Raw genomic sequence first — 18,436 nt, forward strand, 5'->3', positions numbered from 1 at the left:
TCGAATAACAAAAGCAACGAGGGCGTAACCATGCTGTTGAGCAAACGTGTAACCGCAGTGCTGTCCGCCAGCCTGCTGACCCTGGCATGTCAGGCCGTGCAGGCCGCCGACAGCCTCAACTTCGTCAGTTGGGGCGGCACCACCCAGGACGCCCAGAAAGAAGCATGGGCAGTCCCCTTCACCAAGTCGACCAACATCAAAGTCGTTCAGGACGGCCCGACCGATTACGGCAAGCTCAAGGCCATGGTCGAGAGCGGCAACGTGCAATGGGACGTGGTCGACGTCGAAGCCGATTTTGCACTGCGGGCTGCCAGCGAAGGCCTGCTCGAACCCCTGGACTTCAAACAGATCCAGCGCGACAAGATCGATCCTCGTTTCGTCTCCGACCACGGTGTCGGCTCGTTCTTCTTCTCCTTCGTGCTCGGCTACAACGAAGGCAAGCTCGGTGCCAACAAACCGGTCGACTGGAGCGCTCTGTTCGACACCAAGACGTACCCTGGCAAACGCGCCCTGTACAAATGGCCCAGCCCTGGCGTGCTGGAGCTTGCCCTGCTGGCCGACGGCGTAGCGCCCGACAAGCTCTACCCGCTGGACCTGGACCGCGCCTTCAAGAAACTCGACACCATCAAGAAGGACATCGTCTGGTGGGGCGGTGGCGCCCAGTCGCAACAGCTGCTGGCCTCCGGAGAAGCGTCCCTGGGTCAGTTCTGGAATGGCCGGGTCTATGCCCTGCAGCAAGACGGTGCGCCGGTGGGTGTGAGCTGGAAGCAGAACCTGGTCATGGCCGATTTCCTGGTCATCCCCAAGGGCGCCAAGAACAAGGATGCGGCCATGAAGTTCCTGGCCAATGCCAGCAGCGCCGAGGGCCAGGCCGATTTCGCCAACAAGACCGCCTACGCCCCGGTGAACATCGACAGCGTCGGCAAACTCGACAAAGACCTTGCGCCAAACCTGCCGACCGCCTATGCCCAGGACCAGGTCACCCTGGATTTCGCCTACTGGGCCAAGAACGGACCGGCCATCGCGGCGCACTGGAATGAGTGGCTGGTCAAATGAAAGTTGCCATCAACGCCCTGCATAACGCGCACGGTGCCCCCAGCGGCACCGGCGCTCCGGGAGCGGCCGCGTGCCGCCCAAGCCTGAGCCAACGCTGGAAAGGCAGCCGCAACCTGCTGCCTGCCCTGCTGTTCCTTGGCCTGTTCTTCTTCGCGCCGCTGGCCGGTCTGTTGCTGCGCGGAGTGCTGGAGCCGGTGCCGGGGCTGGGCAACTACGAGCAGCTGTTCGCAAACTCGGCTTACGCGCGCGTGCTCTTCAACACCTTCTCCGTCGCCGGCCTGGTGACCCTGATCAGCGTGCTGCTGGGCTTTCCGCTGGCCTGGGCAATCACCTTGGTGCCGAAGGGGTGGGGGCGCTGGCTGCTGAACATCGTGCTGCTGTCGATGTGGACCAGCCTGCTGGCGCGCACCTACTCATGGCTGGTGCTGCTGCAAAGCTCGGGGGTGATCAACAAGGCGTTGATGGCCATGGGCATCATCGATACGCCGCTGGAGATGGTGCACAACCTCACCGGCGTGGTGATCGGGATGAGCTACATCATGATTCCGTTCATCGTCCTGCCGCTGCAGGCGACCATGCACGCCATCGACCCGATGGTGCTGCAGGCCGGCTCGATCTGTGGTGCCAGTCCCTGGACCAACTTCTGGAAGGTGTTCCTGCCGCTGTGCCGCTCGGGGTTGTTCTCCGGTGCGTTGATGGTGTTCGTGATGTCGCTCGGTTACTACGTCACCCCGGCACTGCTGGGCGGTGCGCAGAACATGATGCTGCCTGAATTCATCATCCAGCAGGTGCAATCGTTCCTGAACTGGGGCCTGGCCAGCGCCGCCGCCGCACTGCTGGTGGTGATCACCCTGGTGCTCTTCTATCTGTACCTGAAGCTGCAGCCGGAATCTCCGGTTGGCAACGCGAGGTAAGCCGTCATGCTCCTGTCTCCCAACGCCATGGGCCGCCCGCTGCGTACTGGCCTGTACTTGACCACCGGGGTCATCGCGGCCTTCCTGCTGCTGCCGGTGGTATTCATCGTCCTATTGTCGTTCGGCTCATCCCAGTGGCTGGTGTTCCCACCACCAGGCTGGACCTTCAAATGGTATGGCCAGTTCTTCTCCAATCCCGAATGGATGGACGCCGCCCTGGCCAGCCTCAAGGTCGCCGTGCTGACCACCCTTGCCGCCGTGCTGCTGGGCCTGCCCACCGCCTTCGCCCTTGTACGCGGGCGCTTCCCTGGCCGTGAGTTGCTGTACGGCCTGTTCACCATGCCGATGATCGTGCCGCTGGTGATCATCGCCGTGGCGGTGTATGCGCTGTTCCTCAAGCTCGGCTACACCGGCACGCTGTTCGCCTTCGTGGTCAGCCATGTGATCGTCGCCCTGCCTTTCACCATCATCTCGATCATCAACTCGTTGAAGTTGTTCGACCAGTCGATCGAGGATGCCGCGGTGATCTGCGGCGCCTCGCGCCTGCAGGCCATTTTCAAGGTCACCTTCCCCGCCATCCGCCCGGGAATGATCGCCGGCGGCCTGTTCGCCTTCCTGGTGTCCTGGGATGAAGTGGTGCTCAGCGTGATGATGGCGAGCCCCGACCTGCAGACACTGCCGGTAAAGATGTGGACCACCCTGCGTCAGGACCTGAGCCCGGTCATTGCCGTCGCATCGACGCTGCTGATCGGCCTGTCGCTTCTTGTCATGATTATTGCCGCCGCACTGCGCCGGCGCACCGAAGTCAACGCCTGAGTGCCCGGAGAGAACAACCATGAGTGCAGTGATCAAAGACAACGCGCACAACAAGACCCTGGTCAGCCTGCGCGGTCTGAACAAGCACTACGGCGACTTCACCGCCGTGGACAACCTCGACCTGGACATCCAGGACGGCGAGTTTCTCACCTTCCTGGGCTCCAGCGGCTCGGGCAAGTCCACCACCCTGTCGATGCTGGCCGGCTTCGAAACGCCCAGCAGCGGCGAGATTCTGGTCGAAGGCCAGTCGCTGGTGAACGTGCCACCGCACAAGCGCGACATCGGCATGGTGTTTCAGCGCTATTCGCTGTTCCCGCACCTGAACGTGCGCGACAACATCGCCTTCCCGCTGGCCATCCGCAAGCTCGGCGCCGCTGAGACCAACAAGCGCGTCGACGCCATGCTCAAGCTGGTACAGCTGGAGAAATTCGCCCACCGCAAACCCTCGCAGATGTCCGGCGGCCAGCAGCAGCGCGTAGCGATTGCCCGGGCGCTGGTGTACGAGCCCCGCATCCTGCTGATGGACGAACCGCTTGGTGCGCTGGACAAGAAGCTGCGTGAAGACCTGCAGGACGAGCTGCGCCAGCTGCACCGGCGCCTGGGCATCACCATCGTCTACGTGACCCACGATCAGGAAGAAGCCATGCGCCTTTCGCAGCGCATCGCCATTTTCAGCCACGGCAAGATCGTTGGCCTGGGTACCGGCTACGACCTTTACCAGAACCCGCCAAACGCGTTCGTGGCCTCGTTCCTGGGCAATTCCAACTTCCTGCGCATCAAGGCCAGCAGCAATGGGGCAGGCAGCTTCGAAGGCCAGCCGGTAGCCATTCGCCTGACGCCAGGCCTGACGGCCGGGCAAGACGCGCTGATCATGGTGCGCCCGGAAAAAGCCCTGGCACTGACGGCTGAACAAGCCGCTCGTGACTCGTTGCCAGCAGGTTGGAACGAGGTCAGCGCCAAGGTCGCGGAAGTACTGTTCCTCGGCGAAAGCCAGACCTGTCATGTGGTGACCGCCGGTGGTACCGAACTGACCGTCAAGGCGCTGTCTGCCGCGGGTATGCCCATGCAGCCGGGCGATACCGTGAAGGTTCGCTGGGCCGTGGCGGATGCCTGCGTGTACACCGAGTGGGCCGAAAGTGACCTGAGCAAATCCGCCGGCGCTCATTGATGCAGCGCCATCGCCGGCAAGCCGACGCTTCGTAGGAGCTGGCTTGCCGGCGATAAGCGGGCAAAGCCCTCCCTCCCGCCACCCGCTGTCACATTTCAGTCACGCCCCTGTCGTAATCTGCCGGGCACTCCTGTGCCAAAGGTCCCCGGCATGCATCGCCTGCTCATCCTGCTCATCCCGTTGCTACCGCTGATGGCCCTGGCCGAACCGGCGCACCTGCGTATTCAGGGTTCCAACACCATCGGCGCGGCCTTGTTGCCGGCACTTGTCGAAAGCTTGTTGCAGTCGCAACACGCCACGGCCATCCAGCGATTGCCCGGAGCGGTACCTAACGAGAGTGTGATCCAGGCACAGGATACCCAAGGCCGCGCCCTGCGGATCGACATCGCCGCGCACGGTTCGAGCACCGGCTTCACCGCCCTGGGCCGCGGCGAGGCTGACCTGGCCGCGGCCTCCCGCCCCATCAACGACGCCGAAGCCAACCAGCTGCATGCCTTGGGCGACCTGCGCGCGGCGCGTGCCGAGCAAGTCATCGGCCTGGACGGTGTGGCGGTGATCGTCCATCCCGACAACCCCTTGCCGCAACTGACCACCCAACAATTGGCCGAAGTCTTCTCCGGGCACATTCAGCGCTGGGAGCAGCTGGGCGTGGTCGGCGGCGAGATTCACAGGTATGCCCGGGACGAGCGCTCCGGCACGTTCGAGACCTTCAAGGCAATGGTACTGGACCGGCACCAGGCCAGCTTGATGCCGCAGACCCAGCGCTTCGAGTCCAGCGACGAACTGGCCGAACGGGTCGCTGGCGATCGCCAGGCCATCGGCTTCAGTAGCCTGGCAGCGGCGCACGGCGCCAAGGTGCTGGCAATCGCCGAGGGTGATGCGCCCGCGATGCGCCCGGAGCGCGCGCTGGTGGCCAATGAAGATTACCCGTTGTCGCGCAGGTTGTATTTCTACCTGCCCGCCAATGCCACACCCATGGCCCGGGCATTGGCCGACTTTGCCCAGAGCCCGGCCGGCCAGGCGATCGTCGCCGCACAGGGTTTCGTTTCTCAACAGGTCACGGCCCAGTCAGTGCCGCCACACACCAACATGCCACCGCGCTATCGCACCCTGGCCCTGAAGGCGCAGCGACTGAGCGTCAACTTCCGCTTCCAGGAAGGCAGTGCCAGCCTCGACACCAAGGCACTGCGCGACGTGCAGCGGGTGGCCGACTACCTGCGCCAGAACGCAAAGCTGCACACCAAGGCAGTGCTGGTGGGCTTTGGCGACCCCAAGGAAACGCCCGGGCGCGCCGCCCTGCTATCACGTCTGCGAGCCCTGGCGGTAAGACGCGAGCTGGCCAGGGGCGGCGTCGAAGTCCTGGAGATAACCGGTATGGGCGACGAACTGCCTGTGGCCGGCAACGACCTGGAACAGGGCCGTTTGCGCAACCGGCGGGTGGAAGTGTGGGTCTACTGAAACCCCAGGTTTAGCCGTTGGCGCCCTGCCCAACAACGCAGTGGCCGAACGGGCTATCGGCCGCCGTCTTGGTCACCACAGGCCGGATTGCATGCGCGCCTGGACTCAAAGGATGGCGTCCAGCAGCCGGTACCAGGCAATGCCAACGCCCAGGTACAAGCGCTGCAGACCATGGAGCGGTATCGGCCGAATCGGCGTCACCGGAAACGGAAAATGCTCGGCCTGCCCAAGCAAGCGCTCGGCCAGATGGCGGCCAAGGGTCGTCGACATGGCAATGCCTCGACCGTTGTAGCCCAGCAGGATGCTCAGGCCAGGGGCCGGCTCATGCAGGTGCGGCAGGAAATCCTGGGTCAGCGCCACCCGCCCAGCCCACTGGTACTCGAACTCGACATCCTTCAAGTGCGGGAACAGCCCCACCACTGAGCGGCGCAGATGATTCCAGTCAGTGGCCGCACGCGGTTCTGCAAATGGCCCTCGCCCGCCCAGCAACAGGCGTCCTTGTGCGTCCTGCTTGAAATACACCAGCAGGCGCCGGGCATCGGAGCAGACTTCGCCCCCCGGCAAAATCGTGCGACGCAACTGCTCAGGCAATGGCCGGGTGGCGACGATGAAACTGTTCGCCGGCAGCAGCGTCTGCCGCAACTTCGGCCACAGATCGTCCGTGTAGCCATTGGTGGCCAGCACAACCCGTTCGGCTGTGACCATGCGGCGGGTATCGGTGGTGAGCGTCCACCCACTGCTGTCACGACGCAAGCCGGTCACCCGGTTATGGCCATGGATCTGCACGCCTTCGCTCAACGCCGCACGCGCCAGGCCGCGCACGTAGCTCAGCGGCTGGACACTACCGGCACGCGGGTCGACCCAGGCACCGAGGTAGTCATAACTGCCTATACGCTGGCTCACACGGCCCTGGTCGAGCAGCTCGACAGGCACACCGCGCTTGCGCCATTGCTCGGCGCGCCGCTCGATCGCACGCATGGCGGCCGGCGTCGCAGCCGGCTGGATCCAGCCCTTGCGGGTCGCGTCGCACTGAATGCCGTAACGCTGGATGAGCGCGAAGACTTCATCGGCAGCGCCACCCGCCACGTCGACCAAGCGCTGCCCCTGCACCGGGCCGAAGAGGCGCAGCAAGTCTTCCGGGTCATGCTTGAGGCCCGGAATGACCTGCCCGCCATTGCGCCCGGAGGCGCCCCAGCCAGGCTCGCCGGCATCCAGCACACAAACCCGCACACCCTGGCGGGCCAGGTGCAGGGCCGTCACCAACCCTGTATAACCGGCACCGACCACGGCGACATCCACCTGCTTGTCGTCATCCAGTGGCGGTGTATGCACCCCCGGCGTGGCAGTGGCCGCCCATAATGAGGCAGGCAATGCCAGTTGCGCAGCACTCATGCCTGGCCCCCTTCACTGGTCAGCAAACGTCGCAGGAAGTCCTGGGTACGCTGTTGCTGAGGCGCCCCGAGCACCTCGCGGGCCGGGCCCTCTTCGATGATCCTGCCGCCGTAGAGGAAGCAGACCTTGTCAGCGACCTCACGGGCAAAGCCCATCTCGTGGGTCACCACCACCATGGTCATGCCTTCATCTGCCAGTTTTCGCATCACCGCCAGCACTTCACCTACCAGCTCCGGGTCCAGCGCCGAAGTCGGCTCATCGAACAGAATCGCCTTGGGCCGCATGGCCAGCGCACGGGCGATGGCAACGCGTTGCTGCTGCCCCCCGGAAAGCTCGTCGGGGTAGGCGTCCATACGGTGGGCCAGGCCTACCTTCTCCAGCAATGCCCGAGCATGTTCGCGGGCGGCTTGCGGGTTTTCCCTTTTCACATACACCGGACCTTCCATGACGTTCTGCAACGCAGTGCGGTGCGGAAACAGGTTGAAGCGTTGGAACACCATGGCCACCTGACTGCGGATGGAGTGGATGCTTTTGGCATTGCGGTCCACCCGTTCGTCTTCGACCAGGATGTCGCCACCTTCGTAGGTCTCCAGCCCGTTGATGCAGCGCAGCAAGGTGGACTTTCCCGAACCCGATGGGCCGATCAGGCACACCACCTGACCGCTGTCGACGTTCAGGTCGATGCCTTCGAGCACAGGTGTACTGCCGTAGCTTTTATGCAGAGACTGAATGCTGATCATGCGTGCTTCCTCGTGGCGATACGCGTTTCGAGACGGCGCAGGGCATACGACAGGGGCAGGCTCAGGGACAAGTAGAGCAATGCCACCAGGGTGTAGACGGTCATGTTCTCGAAGGTCGACGAGGCAATCAGCTGGCCGGCACGGGTCATCTCGGCAACGGTGATGGTCGACACCAGGGACGAGTCCTTGAGCATCATCACCAAGGTGTTGCCGTAGGGCGGCAAGGCAATACGCAACGCCTGTGGCAGCACGACCCGGCGCATGATCATCGGCCCACGCATGCCAAGGGACTCGGCCGCCTCGATCTGGCCCTGTTGAATGGCCTGTATGCCGGCGCGGAAATTCTCCGCCTGGTACGCCGAGTAGGCGATACCCAAGCCGATGATGCCCGCATGCAAGGCGCTGAGTTGAATGCCGAATTCAGGCAGCACGAAGTAGATGTAGAACAACTGCACGATAATCGGCAGGCCACGGATGACGTTGACCAGGGTGATGCCGCACAGGGCGACGGCGCGCACCTTCGACACCATCATCAGGGCAAAGCCCAAACCAATCAGGGAACTGAGCAGGAACGAGGCAATCGTGACCTGCACGGTGACCACCGCGCCATTGAGCAGAATGGGCAGGAAGTCCAGAGCATTCTGGAAGAACATAAGCGTGTCCGGGATGGATGTACCTAAGAGACGGCGCCCTTTCTGGGCACCGGAGGATGACGACCGTCAGTCGAGCTTCCACTTGGCGATGATGCCGGCCAGCGTGCCGTCGGCCTTGATGCTGGCGATACCCTTGTTGACCTGTGCCAGCATCTGCGGGTCGCCCTGGCGCATGATCAGGCACACCTGGCCCTTGAGGTGCGGCTGGTAACTCTCGACCAGGCGCACTTTCTTCAATGTGCCCTGCGCCATCTGATACGCCAGGATCGGGTGATCACCGAAGCCGGCCTTGATCCGACCCAGCGCCAGGTCACGGGTGAGGTCGGCGAGCGAGTCGTAGCCACGCACTTCCTTGAAGATGCCACGGCGATTCAGTTCGTCGATGAAAACGGTCCCCACCTGGGCTCCCACCACTTCGCCCTTGAAGTCATCCATACTGGTGTAGGCCTTGTCATCGTCGGCACGCACCATCAGCCCCTCACCGTACTCGAACACCGGTTCCGAATACTGCACGACTTTCTCCCGCTCTGGCGTGCGCAGCATGGCCGCTGAAATCAGGTCGATCTTACGAGCTGTCAGCGAAGGGATCAGCGCCGCGAAATTGGTCTGGGCAATTTCCACTTCAAAGCCCGCCGCCTTGGCCACGGCCTCAGCCGAGTCGACCATCATGCCCTGGATACTGTTGCTCTTCACATCAAGGAAAGTGAACGGAACGCCGGTGGCAGTGGCGCCCACTTTGTAGGTCTCGGCCTGGGCGACCAAGGCGGTGGCACAACTGGCGACCAGGGCCAGAGCGCAGGTGACTGCTCGAAGACGTGGATACATGCTGAACACTCCCATTTCACGCGACTTATTGTGTTTATGCGTAGGGTTGGCCTCAGGTATCGGCAGGAGGCATGTTTTTTACTATAAACAATTTACAAAAATCGTAAAGAGATTTACAAATATCGCATATCGATATTAAAGAAGCGGAAATGGATGATTCAACGTATGAACGATAGCGAAAGCAGCCTGTTCAATCAGTCATTGGAGAAGGGTTTGGCCGTGCTCCGAGCGTTCAATGCCCGCCGCCGTACCATGAACCTGGCAGAGGTGGCCGAGGCCGCCGGCATCAACAAGAGTTCGGCGCAGCGCATGATCTACACCCTCGAAGCCCTGGGCTATGTGAGCAAGCATCCGCTGAGCAAACGTTTCCAGCTCACTCCGGAAGTGATGGAGATCGGCTACAACTACCTGGCCGCCGACACCTTGGTGGACGTGGCCAACCCCTTCCTCGCGGAACTGGCGCAAACTACCGGCGAAACCACCAACCTGACCGAGCCCGTGCGCACCGACATGCTCTACGTGGCGCGGTTCGTAGGCCCCAAGTTCATCCCCATCCACTTACCGATCGGTAGTCGCATACCGATGTACTGCACGGCTTCCGGCCGCGCCTACCTGAGCGCTCTGGAAGAGGATGAAGTCAAGGCGCTGCTGGCGCGCAGCGAGCTCATCCGCCATACCCACCTCACCCGCACCAGCCCCGAGCAGATTCTTGAGGCGATTGCCGAGGTCCGGTGCAAGGGATATGCGATCAACAGCGAAGAACTGTTCCTCGGTGACATGGCCGTGGCTGCCCCCGTGCGAAACAGCCAAGGCCGGCCTGTTGCGTCCGTGCATGTGGTGGCGCCCACCAGTCGCTGGTCGGTGGAAGATGCCGAGCGCCGACTGGCGCCGGCCGCTCTCGAATGCGCGCGCGCCATCAGCACATCGATCAGGGCCCTTTAGGGCGCGCTGCACGCAAAAAAATGTAACAGCTCACCATTCGGCTTCGCGGGGAATTGGGTCTAGGCTCAGAACCATGTGATACCGGGCCCCTCTGACGGCTGCCGAGCCGCCATGTCGGATCACTGTTGCCATGCAACGTCGACATTCAAGGAGGGGCTCATGACAGCTCTGCAGACATTCCTCACCACCCCGTTCCTCGGCACCAGCACTTGGTTGTGGCTGGTGTTCATGGCCATCGTCATCGGTTTGCTGGTGCTTGACCTGGGGGTTCTGCACCGCCAGGACCGCGAGATCGAAATGCGCGAAAGCCTGTTGTTGTACTCAGGCTATTTCAGCGTCGGCGTGCTGTTCGGGGCCTGGGTCTGGTTCGAACTGGGGTCGCAGGCGGCGTTAGAGTTCTATACCGGTTTTCTGGTCGAGCAGTCATTGTCGATGGACAACGTGTTCGTCATGGCTATGATCTTCGGCTTCTTCGCCATCCCCCGCCGTTACCAGCACCGCGTCCTGTTCTGGGGCATCCTTGGCGTCGTGGTGTTGCGCGCGATCATGATCGGCGTGGGCGCAGCGCTGGTGCAGAACTTTGCCTGGGTGTTGTATGTGTTCGGCGCGTTCCTGCTGTTCACCGGGGTCAAGATGGCGTTCTCCAGGCAAGAAAGCCATCCGGATCTTGCCAACAACCCAGTGCTCAAGTTCGTGCGCCGGCACATGCGCGTCACGGACCAGATCCATGGCTCGCACTTTTTCGTACGCCTCAAGCCCCCAGGCCACACCAAGGCCCTGCATTATGCCACGCCGCTGTTCCTGGCCCTGGTACTGATCGAACTGGCCGACCTGGTGTTCGCGGTGGATAGCGTGCCGGCGATTTTCGCCATTACCCAGGACCCCTTCATCGTCTATACCTCCAACATCTTCGCCATCCTTGGCCTGCGCTCGCTGTACTTCGCCCTGGCCGCACTGATGCACCGCTTCGTCTACCTCAAGTACGCGTTGGCGCTGGTGCTGATCTTCATCGGCTGCAAGATCTTCTACCACGGCATGGTGGGCAAGGTACCGGCGTTGCTGTCGTTGGGCGTGACATTCGGGTTGTTGCTCGGCGGGGTCGTGTTGTCGTTGTTCAGGACGCGTAGGAGTGCACCGGAAGCTGCTCAGCCACCCATGGATCAGACGCAAGGCAAGGCCGTGAACGTGAACAAGGAAGAGGATCCGCAAATGAGGGTGTGAGCCAGAGCCGGGGGCCGCTTTGCGGATGCACTGGCCCCCAAGGCCTGCTGCATTTGCAGAGTTAGAAGCGATGACCAACACGCCATGATGAAAGGAATGATCAAGAACGCGCTCTTCAATGACGGCGACCACTTTTCAAACTCAATCATCCATCACCTCATGAATGACTTGCCCCACCTGCTCTCCCAGCGCGACCTTTCAGGCGTCAAGAAACGCCAATTTCATCCATGAAGCCGTCGACAAACCACACCAACCGCTGATGCCGCTGAGCCGCCAGTCGTGCGCCCTCGCCGGTCTGAAACCCCGACGCCAGCGTCAGCAATTTGTTGGGAAAGTGCTCAAGACTGAACTGACGATCCTGGTAGTCGCGGCCTTTGGCCTTGGGATTGTTCGGGTCATACAGCGCCGTACCCATGCGGCCACCGACGTAGAAGCAGCGGGCAATACCGACCATGCCGAGGGCGTCGAGGCGGTCGCTGTCCTGCAGGATCTTCGCTTCCAGGGTATCGGCTGGCAGATGGGCGCTAAAGCTGTGCGCGGCAATGGCGTGGCGAACCGCCTCGATGCGTGGCGTGGGCCAGTTCAAAGCTGCGAGTATCTGCGCCGCCTTGCTGGCGGACAGCCGCGAGGCCTGACTGCGTTGGGGTGAGTCTTTTTCCACGGCCACACAATCGTGCAGCACGGTTGCGGCCAGCAACACCTCCAGGTCCCCGCCCTCTACCGCGTGGATCCTGCGTACGTTGGCCCACACTCGGTGCAGGTGCGCCAGGTCATGGGCGCCGTCATCCGTGGCTTCAGGCATGTGCGCCTGCAACGCATCCGCAAGAAATTGGAGGGGGTGGAACGGTGAGTGACTCATTTACATCCTGGCCGTGGCAAATCGGAGACAGCGGCGGCAAGCCGCCCCTCGCAGGACGGCACATACCGCAATGATGTAGCAGGGACCTGTGGGAGCGGGTTCACCCGCGAACACTGGCAAAGCCAGGGCCATGCACCGCGTCGAATGCTTCGCGGGCAACCCGCACAGAAACTGCGTGATCAGCACAGACTAGCGCAACATCGACGGCGGCACGTACTTACCGATTTCATACTTGCCAATCGCCGCCCGGTGCACTTCGTCCGGCCCATCGGCCAAGCGCAGGGTGCGCTGCATGGCGTACATGTAGGCCAACGGAAAATCACCGCTCACCCCTGCCCCACCATGTATCTGGATTGCCCGGTCGATCACCTTCAAGGCCACGTTCGGAGCCACCACCTTGATCTGGGCGATTTCGCTGCGCGCCACTTTGTTGCCGACGGTATCCATCATATAGGCCGCCTTCAGGGTCAGCAGCCGCGCCATGTCGATTTCCATCCGCGAGTCGGCGATCTTGTCGATGTTGCCGCCCAGTCGTGCCAATGGCCGGCCGAACGCTGTTCGCTCGACCGAGCGCCTGCACATCAACTCCAGTGCCCGTTCAGCCATGCCGATCGACCGCATGCAATGGTGAATGCGGCCGGGGCCCAGGCGTCCCTGGGCAATTTCAAAGCCGCGGCCCTCGCCGAGGATGACATTCTCGTAGGGCACCCGCACATCCTCGAACAGCACCTCGGCATGACCATGGGGTGCATCGTCATAACCGAACACCGGCAATGGTCGGACGATGTTCACCCCAGGTGCATCGGTCGGCACCAATACCATCGAATGCTGCTGGTGACGCGGCCCATCGGGATTGGACAGGCCCATGAAGATCATCACCTTGCAACGCGGGTCGCAGGCGCCGGAGGTCCACCACTTGCGACCGTTGATCACCCACTCATCCCCATCGCGCACGGCGGTGGCAGCCATGTTGGTGGCATCCGATGAGGCAACGTCCGGTTCGGTCATGGCGAACGCCGAACGGATCTCGCCGCGCAGCAGCGGCTCGAGCCACTGGCGCTTCTGCGCCTCGCTGCCGTAGCGGACCAGCACCTCCATGTTGCCGGTGTCCGGCGCCGAGCAGTTGAACGGCTCCGGGCCGAGCAGTGAGCGGCCCATGATCTCGGCCAGCGGCGCATATTCCAGGTTGCTCAACCCCGCGCCGTACTCCGACTCGGGCAGGAACAGGTTCCACAGGCCTTCGGCGCGGGCCTTGGCCTTGAGCTCTTCCATGATCGCAGTCGGCTGCCAACGGTCACCCTCGGCGACCTGCCGCTCGAACACCGGTTCGGCGGGATAGACATGAGTGTCCATGAACGCAGCGACGCGTTCGCGCAGGGCCTGGACCTTGGGTGAATAGGCGAAATCCATCTGGGCTACCTTCACGGTTCGAAATACATGGACCAGAGCCTAGAACAGCCGGCCTTCATCCACCTAGTCTATTTTCTACGTGTATAAACATTCATAACCGATATATGATCGACCCATAATTCCAACAAAGAGCGGCGCCTATGAACCTCAGCAAGGTCGACCTCAACCTGTTCATCGTTTTCGACGCGATCTACACCGAAGCCAACCTGACCCGCGCCGGGCAGATCGTCGGCATCACCCAGCCGGCGGTGTCCAACGCCCTGTCACGGCTGCGCGAAACCTTCAACGATCCACTGTTCGTCCGCACCGCCCAGGGCATGGTGCCTACCCCCATGGCGCAGAACATCATTGGCCCGGTGCGCAACGCCCTGGCGCTGCTGCGAACCTCGGTGCAGGAAAGCCGCATCTTCAACCCGCAGCAAGCCAACAAGACCTTCCGCATCAGCATGACCGACCTCACCGAAGCGGTGATCCTGCCGCCGTTGTTCCAGCGTCTGCGCCGCCAGGCCCCCTCGGTGCTGATCGAGAGTTTTCTGTGCAAGCGCCGCGAGACCACCAAGGAGCTGGCCGCCGGTAGACTGGATTTCGCCGTCGATGCGCCCTTGAACACCGACCCGCAGGTACGCCATGTCAAACTGATGCAAGACCGCTACGTCTGCGCGTTGCGCCAGGGCCATCCGCTGGCTGAAGCCAAGTTGACGCTCGACAGTTACCTAGGCATGACCCACATCCACATCTCCAGCCGCCGCAACGGCCTGGGCTATGTCGACCTGGCGCTGGGCAAGATGGGCGTGCAGCGCAAGGTTGCCTTGCGTTCACAGCACTACTTGATGGCATCGCAGGTGCTGCAGCAAACCGACATGGTGATGACCGTTCCCGAGCGATTCGCCCGTCGCCATCAGTTGCGCTATCAACCGCTGCCGGTCGACGTGCCACCGCTGGAAACGCACCTGTATTGGCACGAAAGCACTGATCAGGACCCGGCCAATCGTTGGATGCGCGAACAGATCATCGAGCTGTGCGAGCGCGTGGTGCTCGAGGAGGAGAAAGCGCTGCAATCAGCATGACAACGACGGGAGAACAATTTTCTACCTCAAGGCCTTGCAATAGAGAAATTTTCTCAAGGTTGGCCGACGGGACCCACCATTGAGCAAAACATTTCGGGCAGCAGCGGGTACGCTTTCATCAAAGATCGCCATATCCACGGCAACAGAAACGGACCCGCCCCAATGCCCAGTGCCCCGCTTTACTTCGATTACGCTGCCACCACGCCGGTCGACGACCGGGTCATCGAAACCTTGGTTTCCTGCCTGAGCCGCCATACGAATTTCGGTAACCCCGCCTCCAGCGGCCACGCCTATGGCCAGGCGGCTCGCGATGCCGTTGAAAAGGCGCGCCAGCAGGTCGCTGATCGCGTGGGCGCCAAAGCGAGCGAGCTGGTCTGGACCTCCGGCGCCACCGAGTCCAACAACCTTGCACTCAAGGGCATAGCCCTAGGTGCCGGGCAACCCGGCCACTTGATCACCAGCCGATTGGAGCACAAGGCAGTGCTAGACACTGTCGCCGAACTGGCTCGCCAAGGCTGGGCGGTCACTTACCTGACGCCGGACGAAGACGGGCTGATCCAGCCGCAGGCCGTACAGGCTGCGCTGCGCGACGACACCCGTCTGGTGTCGTTGATGGCCGTGAACAACGAACTGGGAACCATCACCGACTTCGCCGCCATCGGCGAGTATGTGCGAGCGCACGGGGCTTTGCTGCATGTGGATGCAGCACAGGCTGTGGGCAAGCTGCCCATCGACCTGGGCAGCCAGGCGGTTGACCTGATGTCGTTCTCCGCTCACAAGGTCTATGGCCCCAAAGGCATCGGTGCGCTGTATGTGGGGCCACGCGCATTTCCATGGATGCGTGCACAGATGCACGGCGGAGGTCATGAACAGGGCTTGCGCTCCGGGACCCTGGCCACCCACCAGATCGTCGCGATGGGCACCGCGTTCGCGCTGGCCGGTCAGCCGGGCGACGGCGAACACCAGCGTATCGAACGGCTGGCCGAACGCCTGCGTGCAGGCTTGCTGGCGTTGCCGGGGGTGAGCCTCAACGGCAGCCGTACACAGCGCATCCCGCACACCTTGAACCTGTGTATCGAGGCCAAAGGGTTCAACAGTGCAGCCTTGGCCAGCGAGCTTGCGCTTTCGACCACCTCGGCGTGCAACTCGGCAAGCAACGCCGCGTCGCACGTGCTGTTGGCGCTGGGGTTGGACGAAGCGCTGGCGCGCAAGAGCGTGCGCATCAGCCTAGGACGGTTCACCACCGAGGCCGAGGTGGACAAGGCCGTCGAAGTCTTCTCGCGGGTGGTGACGGCGGCTTCGCAGGCATTGTGGTAAGGCCACGTTACGTTTCGGTCGCAACACAGGGCGCACGGGATTAACATGGTCGCCTTCCAGCGCGGCCGATGGCCGCCCCTTGCCTGACTGTCCGCCAAAAATCCATGCCCTTCGAACTCACCGTAGAACCGCTTACCCTGCTGATACTTGCCCTGGTCGCCTTCGTCGCCGGTTTCATCGATGCCATCGCCGGTGGCGGTGGCCTGCTGACCACGCCGGCCTTGCTCACCGCTGGCATGCCGCCGCACTTGGTACTGGGCACCAACAAACTCAGCTCGACCTTCGGTTCGGCTACCGCCGGTTTCACCTACTACCGACGCAAGCTGTTCCACCCTGCCCAATGGCGTCGGGCACTGCTCGGCACACTGGTGGGTGCCTTGATCGGTGCGGTGGTCGCCCACTACATGCCCGCCGAATGGCTGAACAAGATGCTCCCGGTCATCGTCTTCGCCTGCGGTATCTACCTGTTGTTCGGTGGCACGCCCAAGGCGCCCCTGGACGCCGATGCGCCAATCAAGAAGAAGTGGCAGTTACCCCAGGGCTTCACCCTGGGCTTCTATGACGGTGTGGCCGGCCCCGGCACCGGCGCGTTCTGGACCGTGAGCACCTTGCTGCTCTACCCCATCGACTTGGTACGGGCCAGCGGTGTGGCGCGCAGCATGAACTTCGTCAGCAACATCGCGGCGCTGACGGTGTTCATCATTTCCGGGCAGGTGGACTACATCGTCGGCTTGTGCATGGGTCTGTCGGTGATGGTCGGTGCCTTCTTCGGCGCACGCACAGCGATCAGCGGCGGCAGCAAGTTCATCCGCCCGGTGTTCATCACCGTGGTGCTGGCCTTGACCGTGCGCCTAGCGTGGCAGCACTGGTTCGGGCAGGCCTAAACGACGCGCCACATACAGGTCGATCAGGTATCGGGCGATGGAGCGCCCGGCCGGCAGGGGTGGCAGTTCATGCACGCTGAACCACTTGGCGTCTTCGATCTCGTCCGGCTGCATGACGATCTCGCCCCCCGCGTACTCGGCATGGAAACCCAGCATCATCGAATGCGGGAACGGCCAGCACTGGCTCCCGATGTACTGGATGTCCTTCACCTCAACCGCGACCTCCTCACGCACTTCACGCACCAGGCAATCCTCGGCCGACTCACCAGGCTCGGCGAAGCCGGCCAGTGTGCTGTAGACACCGCTCACGAAACGTGGCGAACGGGCCAGCAGGATCTCGTCGCCACGGGTCACCAGCACGATCATGCTCGGCGAGATACGCGGGTAGCTACGCAGGTCGCAGGGCTGGCAATACATCGCCCGCTCCCAGCGAATTTGCGTCATCGGCTGGCCGCAACTGCCGCAAAAACGGTGCTCGCGCGCCCAGGTGCCGATCTGCGCGGCATAGCCCAGAATCTTGTAGGTCTCGAAATCGCCTTCGAGCATGAACGAACGCAGCCCGCGCCAATGGCAACCCGGCACCTCGCTGGCGCTGCGCAGTTCGAGCAGGAACACGGGCTCGCCGTCGAAGTGGCCGATACCCTGCTCGCACAGCACGTCCAGGTCCTGGCGCTTGAGCCAGTCCCGGGGGAACAGCGCGCCATTGTCATCCAGCAGGAACCCGTCCGGGCTGCGGGCGACGGCAAGTCCCCCGGTGATTTGCGGGTCGAGTACTGCGGTGATCCAGCGAGCTGACATGTGGAGGTTCCTTGCAGCGCGTCCCCCGGACTGTCAGTCGGCGAACGTCGGTTTCTGTTTGCTCATGTGCGCCGCCACGGCCACGCGCAGGTCTTCGGACTGCAGCATGGCGGCGTTCCAGGTAGCGATGTATTCAAGGCCATCGTCGATGCGATGGTCGCGCATGTAGCTGAGCATCTCCTTGGTGCCGGCCACGGCGATCGGCGATTTTGCGGCAATCTCGCGGGCGATGGCAAAGACACCGTCCAGCAGCGCGGCCTGATCATCATAGACCCGGTTTACCAGGCCGATGCGCAGCGCCTCGTCGGCATCGACCATGCGACCGGTGAAGGCCAGCTCACGCATCATGCCGTCGCCGATGATACGTGGCAAACGTTGCAACGTACCGACGTCTGCCGCCATGCCCATGTCGATTTCCTTGATCGAGAACTGCGCATCCTGGCTGCAGTAGCGCATGTCGCACGCCGACACCAGGTCGATGGCGCCGCCGATGCAGTACCCTTGGATCGCTGCCAGCACCGGCTTGCGGCAGTTGTCGACGGCGTTGAACGAGGCTTGCAGGCGCAGGATGGTGCGCCGCAGCAAACGGGCATTGCGCCCCACGTCCTTGCCCATCTGCCCGGCCAGCGAGGCGAGCATCATCAGGTCGATGCCGGAGGAGAAATGTTTGCCCGCGCCACTGATGACCACCGCCCGCACTGCATCGGTGTCGTCGATCCACTGGAAGATGTCGACGATCTCTTCCCAGAAGGCAGCATTCATCGCGTTGATCTTCTCGGGACGATTGATCTGCACATGGGCGATGTTGTCGGTCTGCTCGATCTTGAACGCGCTGTAGTCGGTCACGGGCGGTACTCCTTGAGGGGAAAGGTTCACAGCGCTGGATGTTAACCCAGCCCTGTGGCCGCACTTGTGC

18 protein-coding genes are annotated in these 18,436 nt (G+C 62.6%); 10 read left to right on the top strand and 8 right to left on the bottom strand.

The features are described from left to right. Positions 1-30: 30 nt before the first annotated feature. The 5 genes from C4Q26_RS01045 to C4Q26_RS01065 all read left to right on the top strand — a co-directional run bounded on the left by C4Q26_RS01045 (position 31) and on the right by C4Q26_RS01065 (position 5,412). Positions 31-1,056, top strand: coding sequence for an ABC transporter substrate-binding protein (locus C4Q26_RS01045; protein ID WP_104882576.1), 1,026 nt, complete (start codon positions 31-33; stop codon positions 1,054-1,056). Then, positions 1,053-1,970 carry an ABC transporter permease gene (locus C4Q26_RS01050; protein WP_023380048.1) on the top strand — a complete coding sequence of 306 codons (918 nt, stop codon included), beginning with the start codon at positions 1,053-1,055 and terminating at the stop codon, positions 1,968-1,970. The genes C4Q26_RS01045 and C4Q26_RS01050 overlap by 4 nt, the downstream gene beginning before the upstream one ends. Before the next feature lie 6 nt (positions 1,971-1,976). Then, complete coding sequence (locus C4Q26_RS01055; RefSeq protein WP_023380047.1) at positions 1,977-2,786, top strand: ABC transporter permease; 810 nt, start codon at positions 1,977-1,979, stop codon at positions 2,784-2,786. A 19-nt stretch (positions 2,787-2,805) separates the two neighbouring features. Then, positions 2,806-3,954 carry an ABC transporter ATP-binding protein gene (locus C4Q26_RS01060; RefSeq protein WP_104881914.1) on the top strand — a complete coding sequence of 383 codons (1,149 nt, stop codon included), beginning with the start codon at positions 2,806-2,808 and terminating at the stop codon, positions 3,952-3,954. A gap of 150 nt (positions 3,955-4,104) precedes the next feature. After that, on the top strand, positions 4,105-5,412 hold the full coding sequence (locus tag C4Q26_RS01065; RefSeq protein ID WP_023380045.1) for a substrate-binding domain-containing protein: 1,308 nt from the start codon (positions 4,105-4,107) through the stop codon (positions 5,410-5,412). A 105-nt stretch (positions 5,413-5,517) separates the two neighbouring features. Here the strand turns inward: C4Q26_RS01065 and C4Q26_RS01070 are convergent, their stop codons facing one another. The 4 genes from C4Q26_RS01070 to C4Q26_RS01085 form a co-directional block, all read right to left on the bottom strand. Next, the gene (locus C4Q26_RS01070; protein ID WP_104881915.1) at positions 5,518-6,804 is read right to left on the bottom strand and encodes an FAD-binding oxidoreductase; all 1,287 of its coding nucleotides are present in this window, start codon (positions 6,802-6,804) and stop codon (positions 5,518-5,520) included. Continuing rightward, positions 6,801-7,544, bottom strand: coding sequence for an amino acid ABC transporter ATP-binding protein (locus tag C4Q26_RS01075; RefSeq protein WP_023380043.1), 744 nt, complete (start codon positions 7,542-7,544; stop codon positions 6,801-6,803). Before C4Q26_RS01075 ends, C4Q26_RS01070 begins: the two co-directional genes overlap by 4 nt. Next, positions 7,541-8,197, bottom strand: a complete 657-nt coding sequence (locus C4Q26_RS01080) for an amino acid ABC transporter permease (RefSeq protein WP_023380042.1) — start codon at positions 8,195-8,197, stop codon at positions 7,541-7,543. Before C4Q26_RS01080 ends, C4Q26_RS01075 begins: the two co-directional genes overlap by 4 nt. A gap of 66 nt (positions 8,198-8,263) precedes the next feature. Further along, positions 8,264-9,022, bottom strand: coding sequence for an ABC transporter substrate-binding protein (locus C4Q26_RS01085; protein WP_041925634.1), 759 nt, complete (start codon positions 9,020-9,022; stop codon positions 8,264-8,266). Between the two features lie 165 nt (positions 9,023-9,187). Here C4Q26_RS01085 and C4Q26_RS01090 point away from each other — a divergent pair, with 165 nt between their 5' ends. Both C4Q26_RS01090 and C4Q26_RS01095 read left to right on the top strand, forming a co-directional pair. Further along, positions 9,188-9,964, top strand: coding sequence for an IclR family transcriptional regulator (locus C4Q26_RS01090; protein WP_104882577.1), 777 nt, complete (start codon positions 9,188-9,190; stop codon positions 9,962-9,964). A gap of 159 nt (positions 9,965-10,123) precedes the next feature. Then, on the top strand, positions 10,124-11,185 hold the full coding sequence (locus C4Q26_RS01095) for a TerC family protein (protein WP_023380039.1): 1,062 nt from the start codon (positions 10,124-10,126) through the stop codon (positions 11,183-11,185). Positions 11,186-11,390: 205 nt separating this feature from the next. Here the strand turns inward: C4Q26_RS01095 and C4Q26_RS01100 are convergent, their stop codons facing one another. Beyond that, positions 11,391-12,044 carry an HD domain-containing protein gene (locus C4Q26_RS01100; protein WP_104881916.1) on the bottom strand — a complete coding sequence of 218 codons (654 nt, stop codon included), beginning with the start codon at positions 12,042-12,044 and terminating at the stop codon, positions 11,391-11,393. 189 nt (positions 12,045-12,233) lie between these two features. Continuing rightward, entirely contained in the window at positions 12,234-13,454 is a 1,221-nt protein-coding gene (locus tag C4Q26_RS01105) for an acyl-CoA dehydrogenase (RefSeq protein WP_023380037.1), read from the bottom strand. A gap of 140 nt (positions 13,455-13,594) precedes the next feature. On the opposite strand from C4Q26_RS01105, the gene C4Q26_RS01110 reads away from it, so the two are divergent. The 3 genes from C4Q26_RS01110 (at position 13,595) to C4Q26_RS01120 (ending at position 16,722) form a co-directional block, all read left to right on the top strand. Continuing rightward, entirely contained in the window at positions 13,595-14,521 is a 927-nt protein-coding gene (locus tag C4Q26_RS01110) for a LysR family transcriptional regulator (protein WP_023380035.1), read from the top strand. A gap of 162 nt (positions 14,522-14,683) precedes the next feature. Beyond that, positions 14,684-15,838 carry a cysteine desulfurase family protein gene (locus C4Q26_RS01115; protein WP_104882578.1) on the top strand — a complete coding sequence of 385 codons (1,155 nt, stop codon included), beginning with the start codon at positions 14,684-14,686 and terminating at the stop codon, positions 15,836-15,838. Positions 15,839-15,942: 104 nt separating this feature from the next. Further along, positions 15,943-16,722 carry a TSUP family transporter gene (locus C4Q26_RS01120; RefSeq protein ID WP_027907024.1) on the top strand — a complete coding sequence of 260 codons (780 nt, stop codon included), beginning with the start codon at positions 15,943-15,945 and terminating at the stop codon, positions 16,720-16,722. Here the strand turns inward: C4Q26_RS01120 and nudC are convergent. Then, positions 16,690-17,520, bottom strand: coding sequence for an NAD(+) diphosphatase (gene nudC / locus C4Q26_RS01125; protein WP_023380031.1), 831 nt, complete (start codon positions 17,518-17,520; stop codon positions 16,690-16,692). The two genes, C4Q26_RS01120 and nudC, sit on opposite strands and share 33 nt — an antisense overlap. Before the next feature lie 33 nt (positions 17,521-17,553). Continuing rightward, positions 17,554-18,366: a crotonase/enoyl-CoA hydratase family protein gene (locus C4Q26_RS01130; RefSeq protein WP_104882579.1), complete on the bottom strand. Its 813-nt coding sequence runs from the start codon at positions 18,364-18,366 to the stop codon at positions 17,554-17,556. Between the last annotated feature and the right edge of the window lie 70 nt (positions 18,367-18,436).

Origin of the sequence: Pseudomonas sp. SWI44 (assembly GCF_002947915.1) — a bacterium.
Taxonomy (GTDB): domain Bacteria; phylum Pseudomonadota; class Gammaproteobacteria; order Pseudomonadales; family Pseudomonadaceae; genus Aquipseudomonas; species Aquipseudomonas taiwanensis.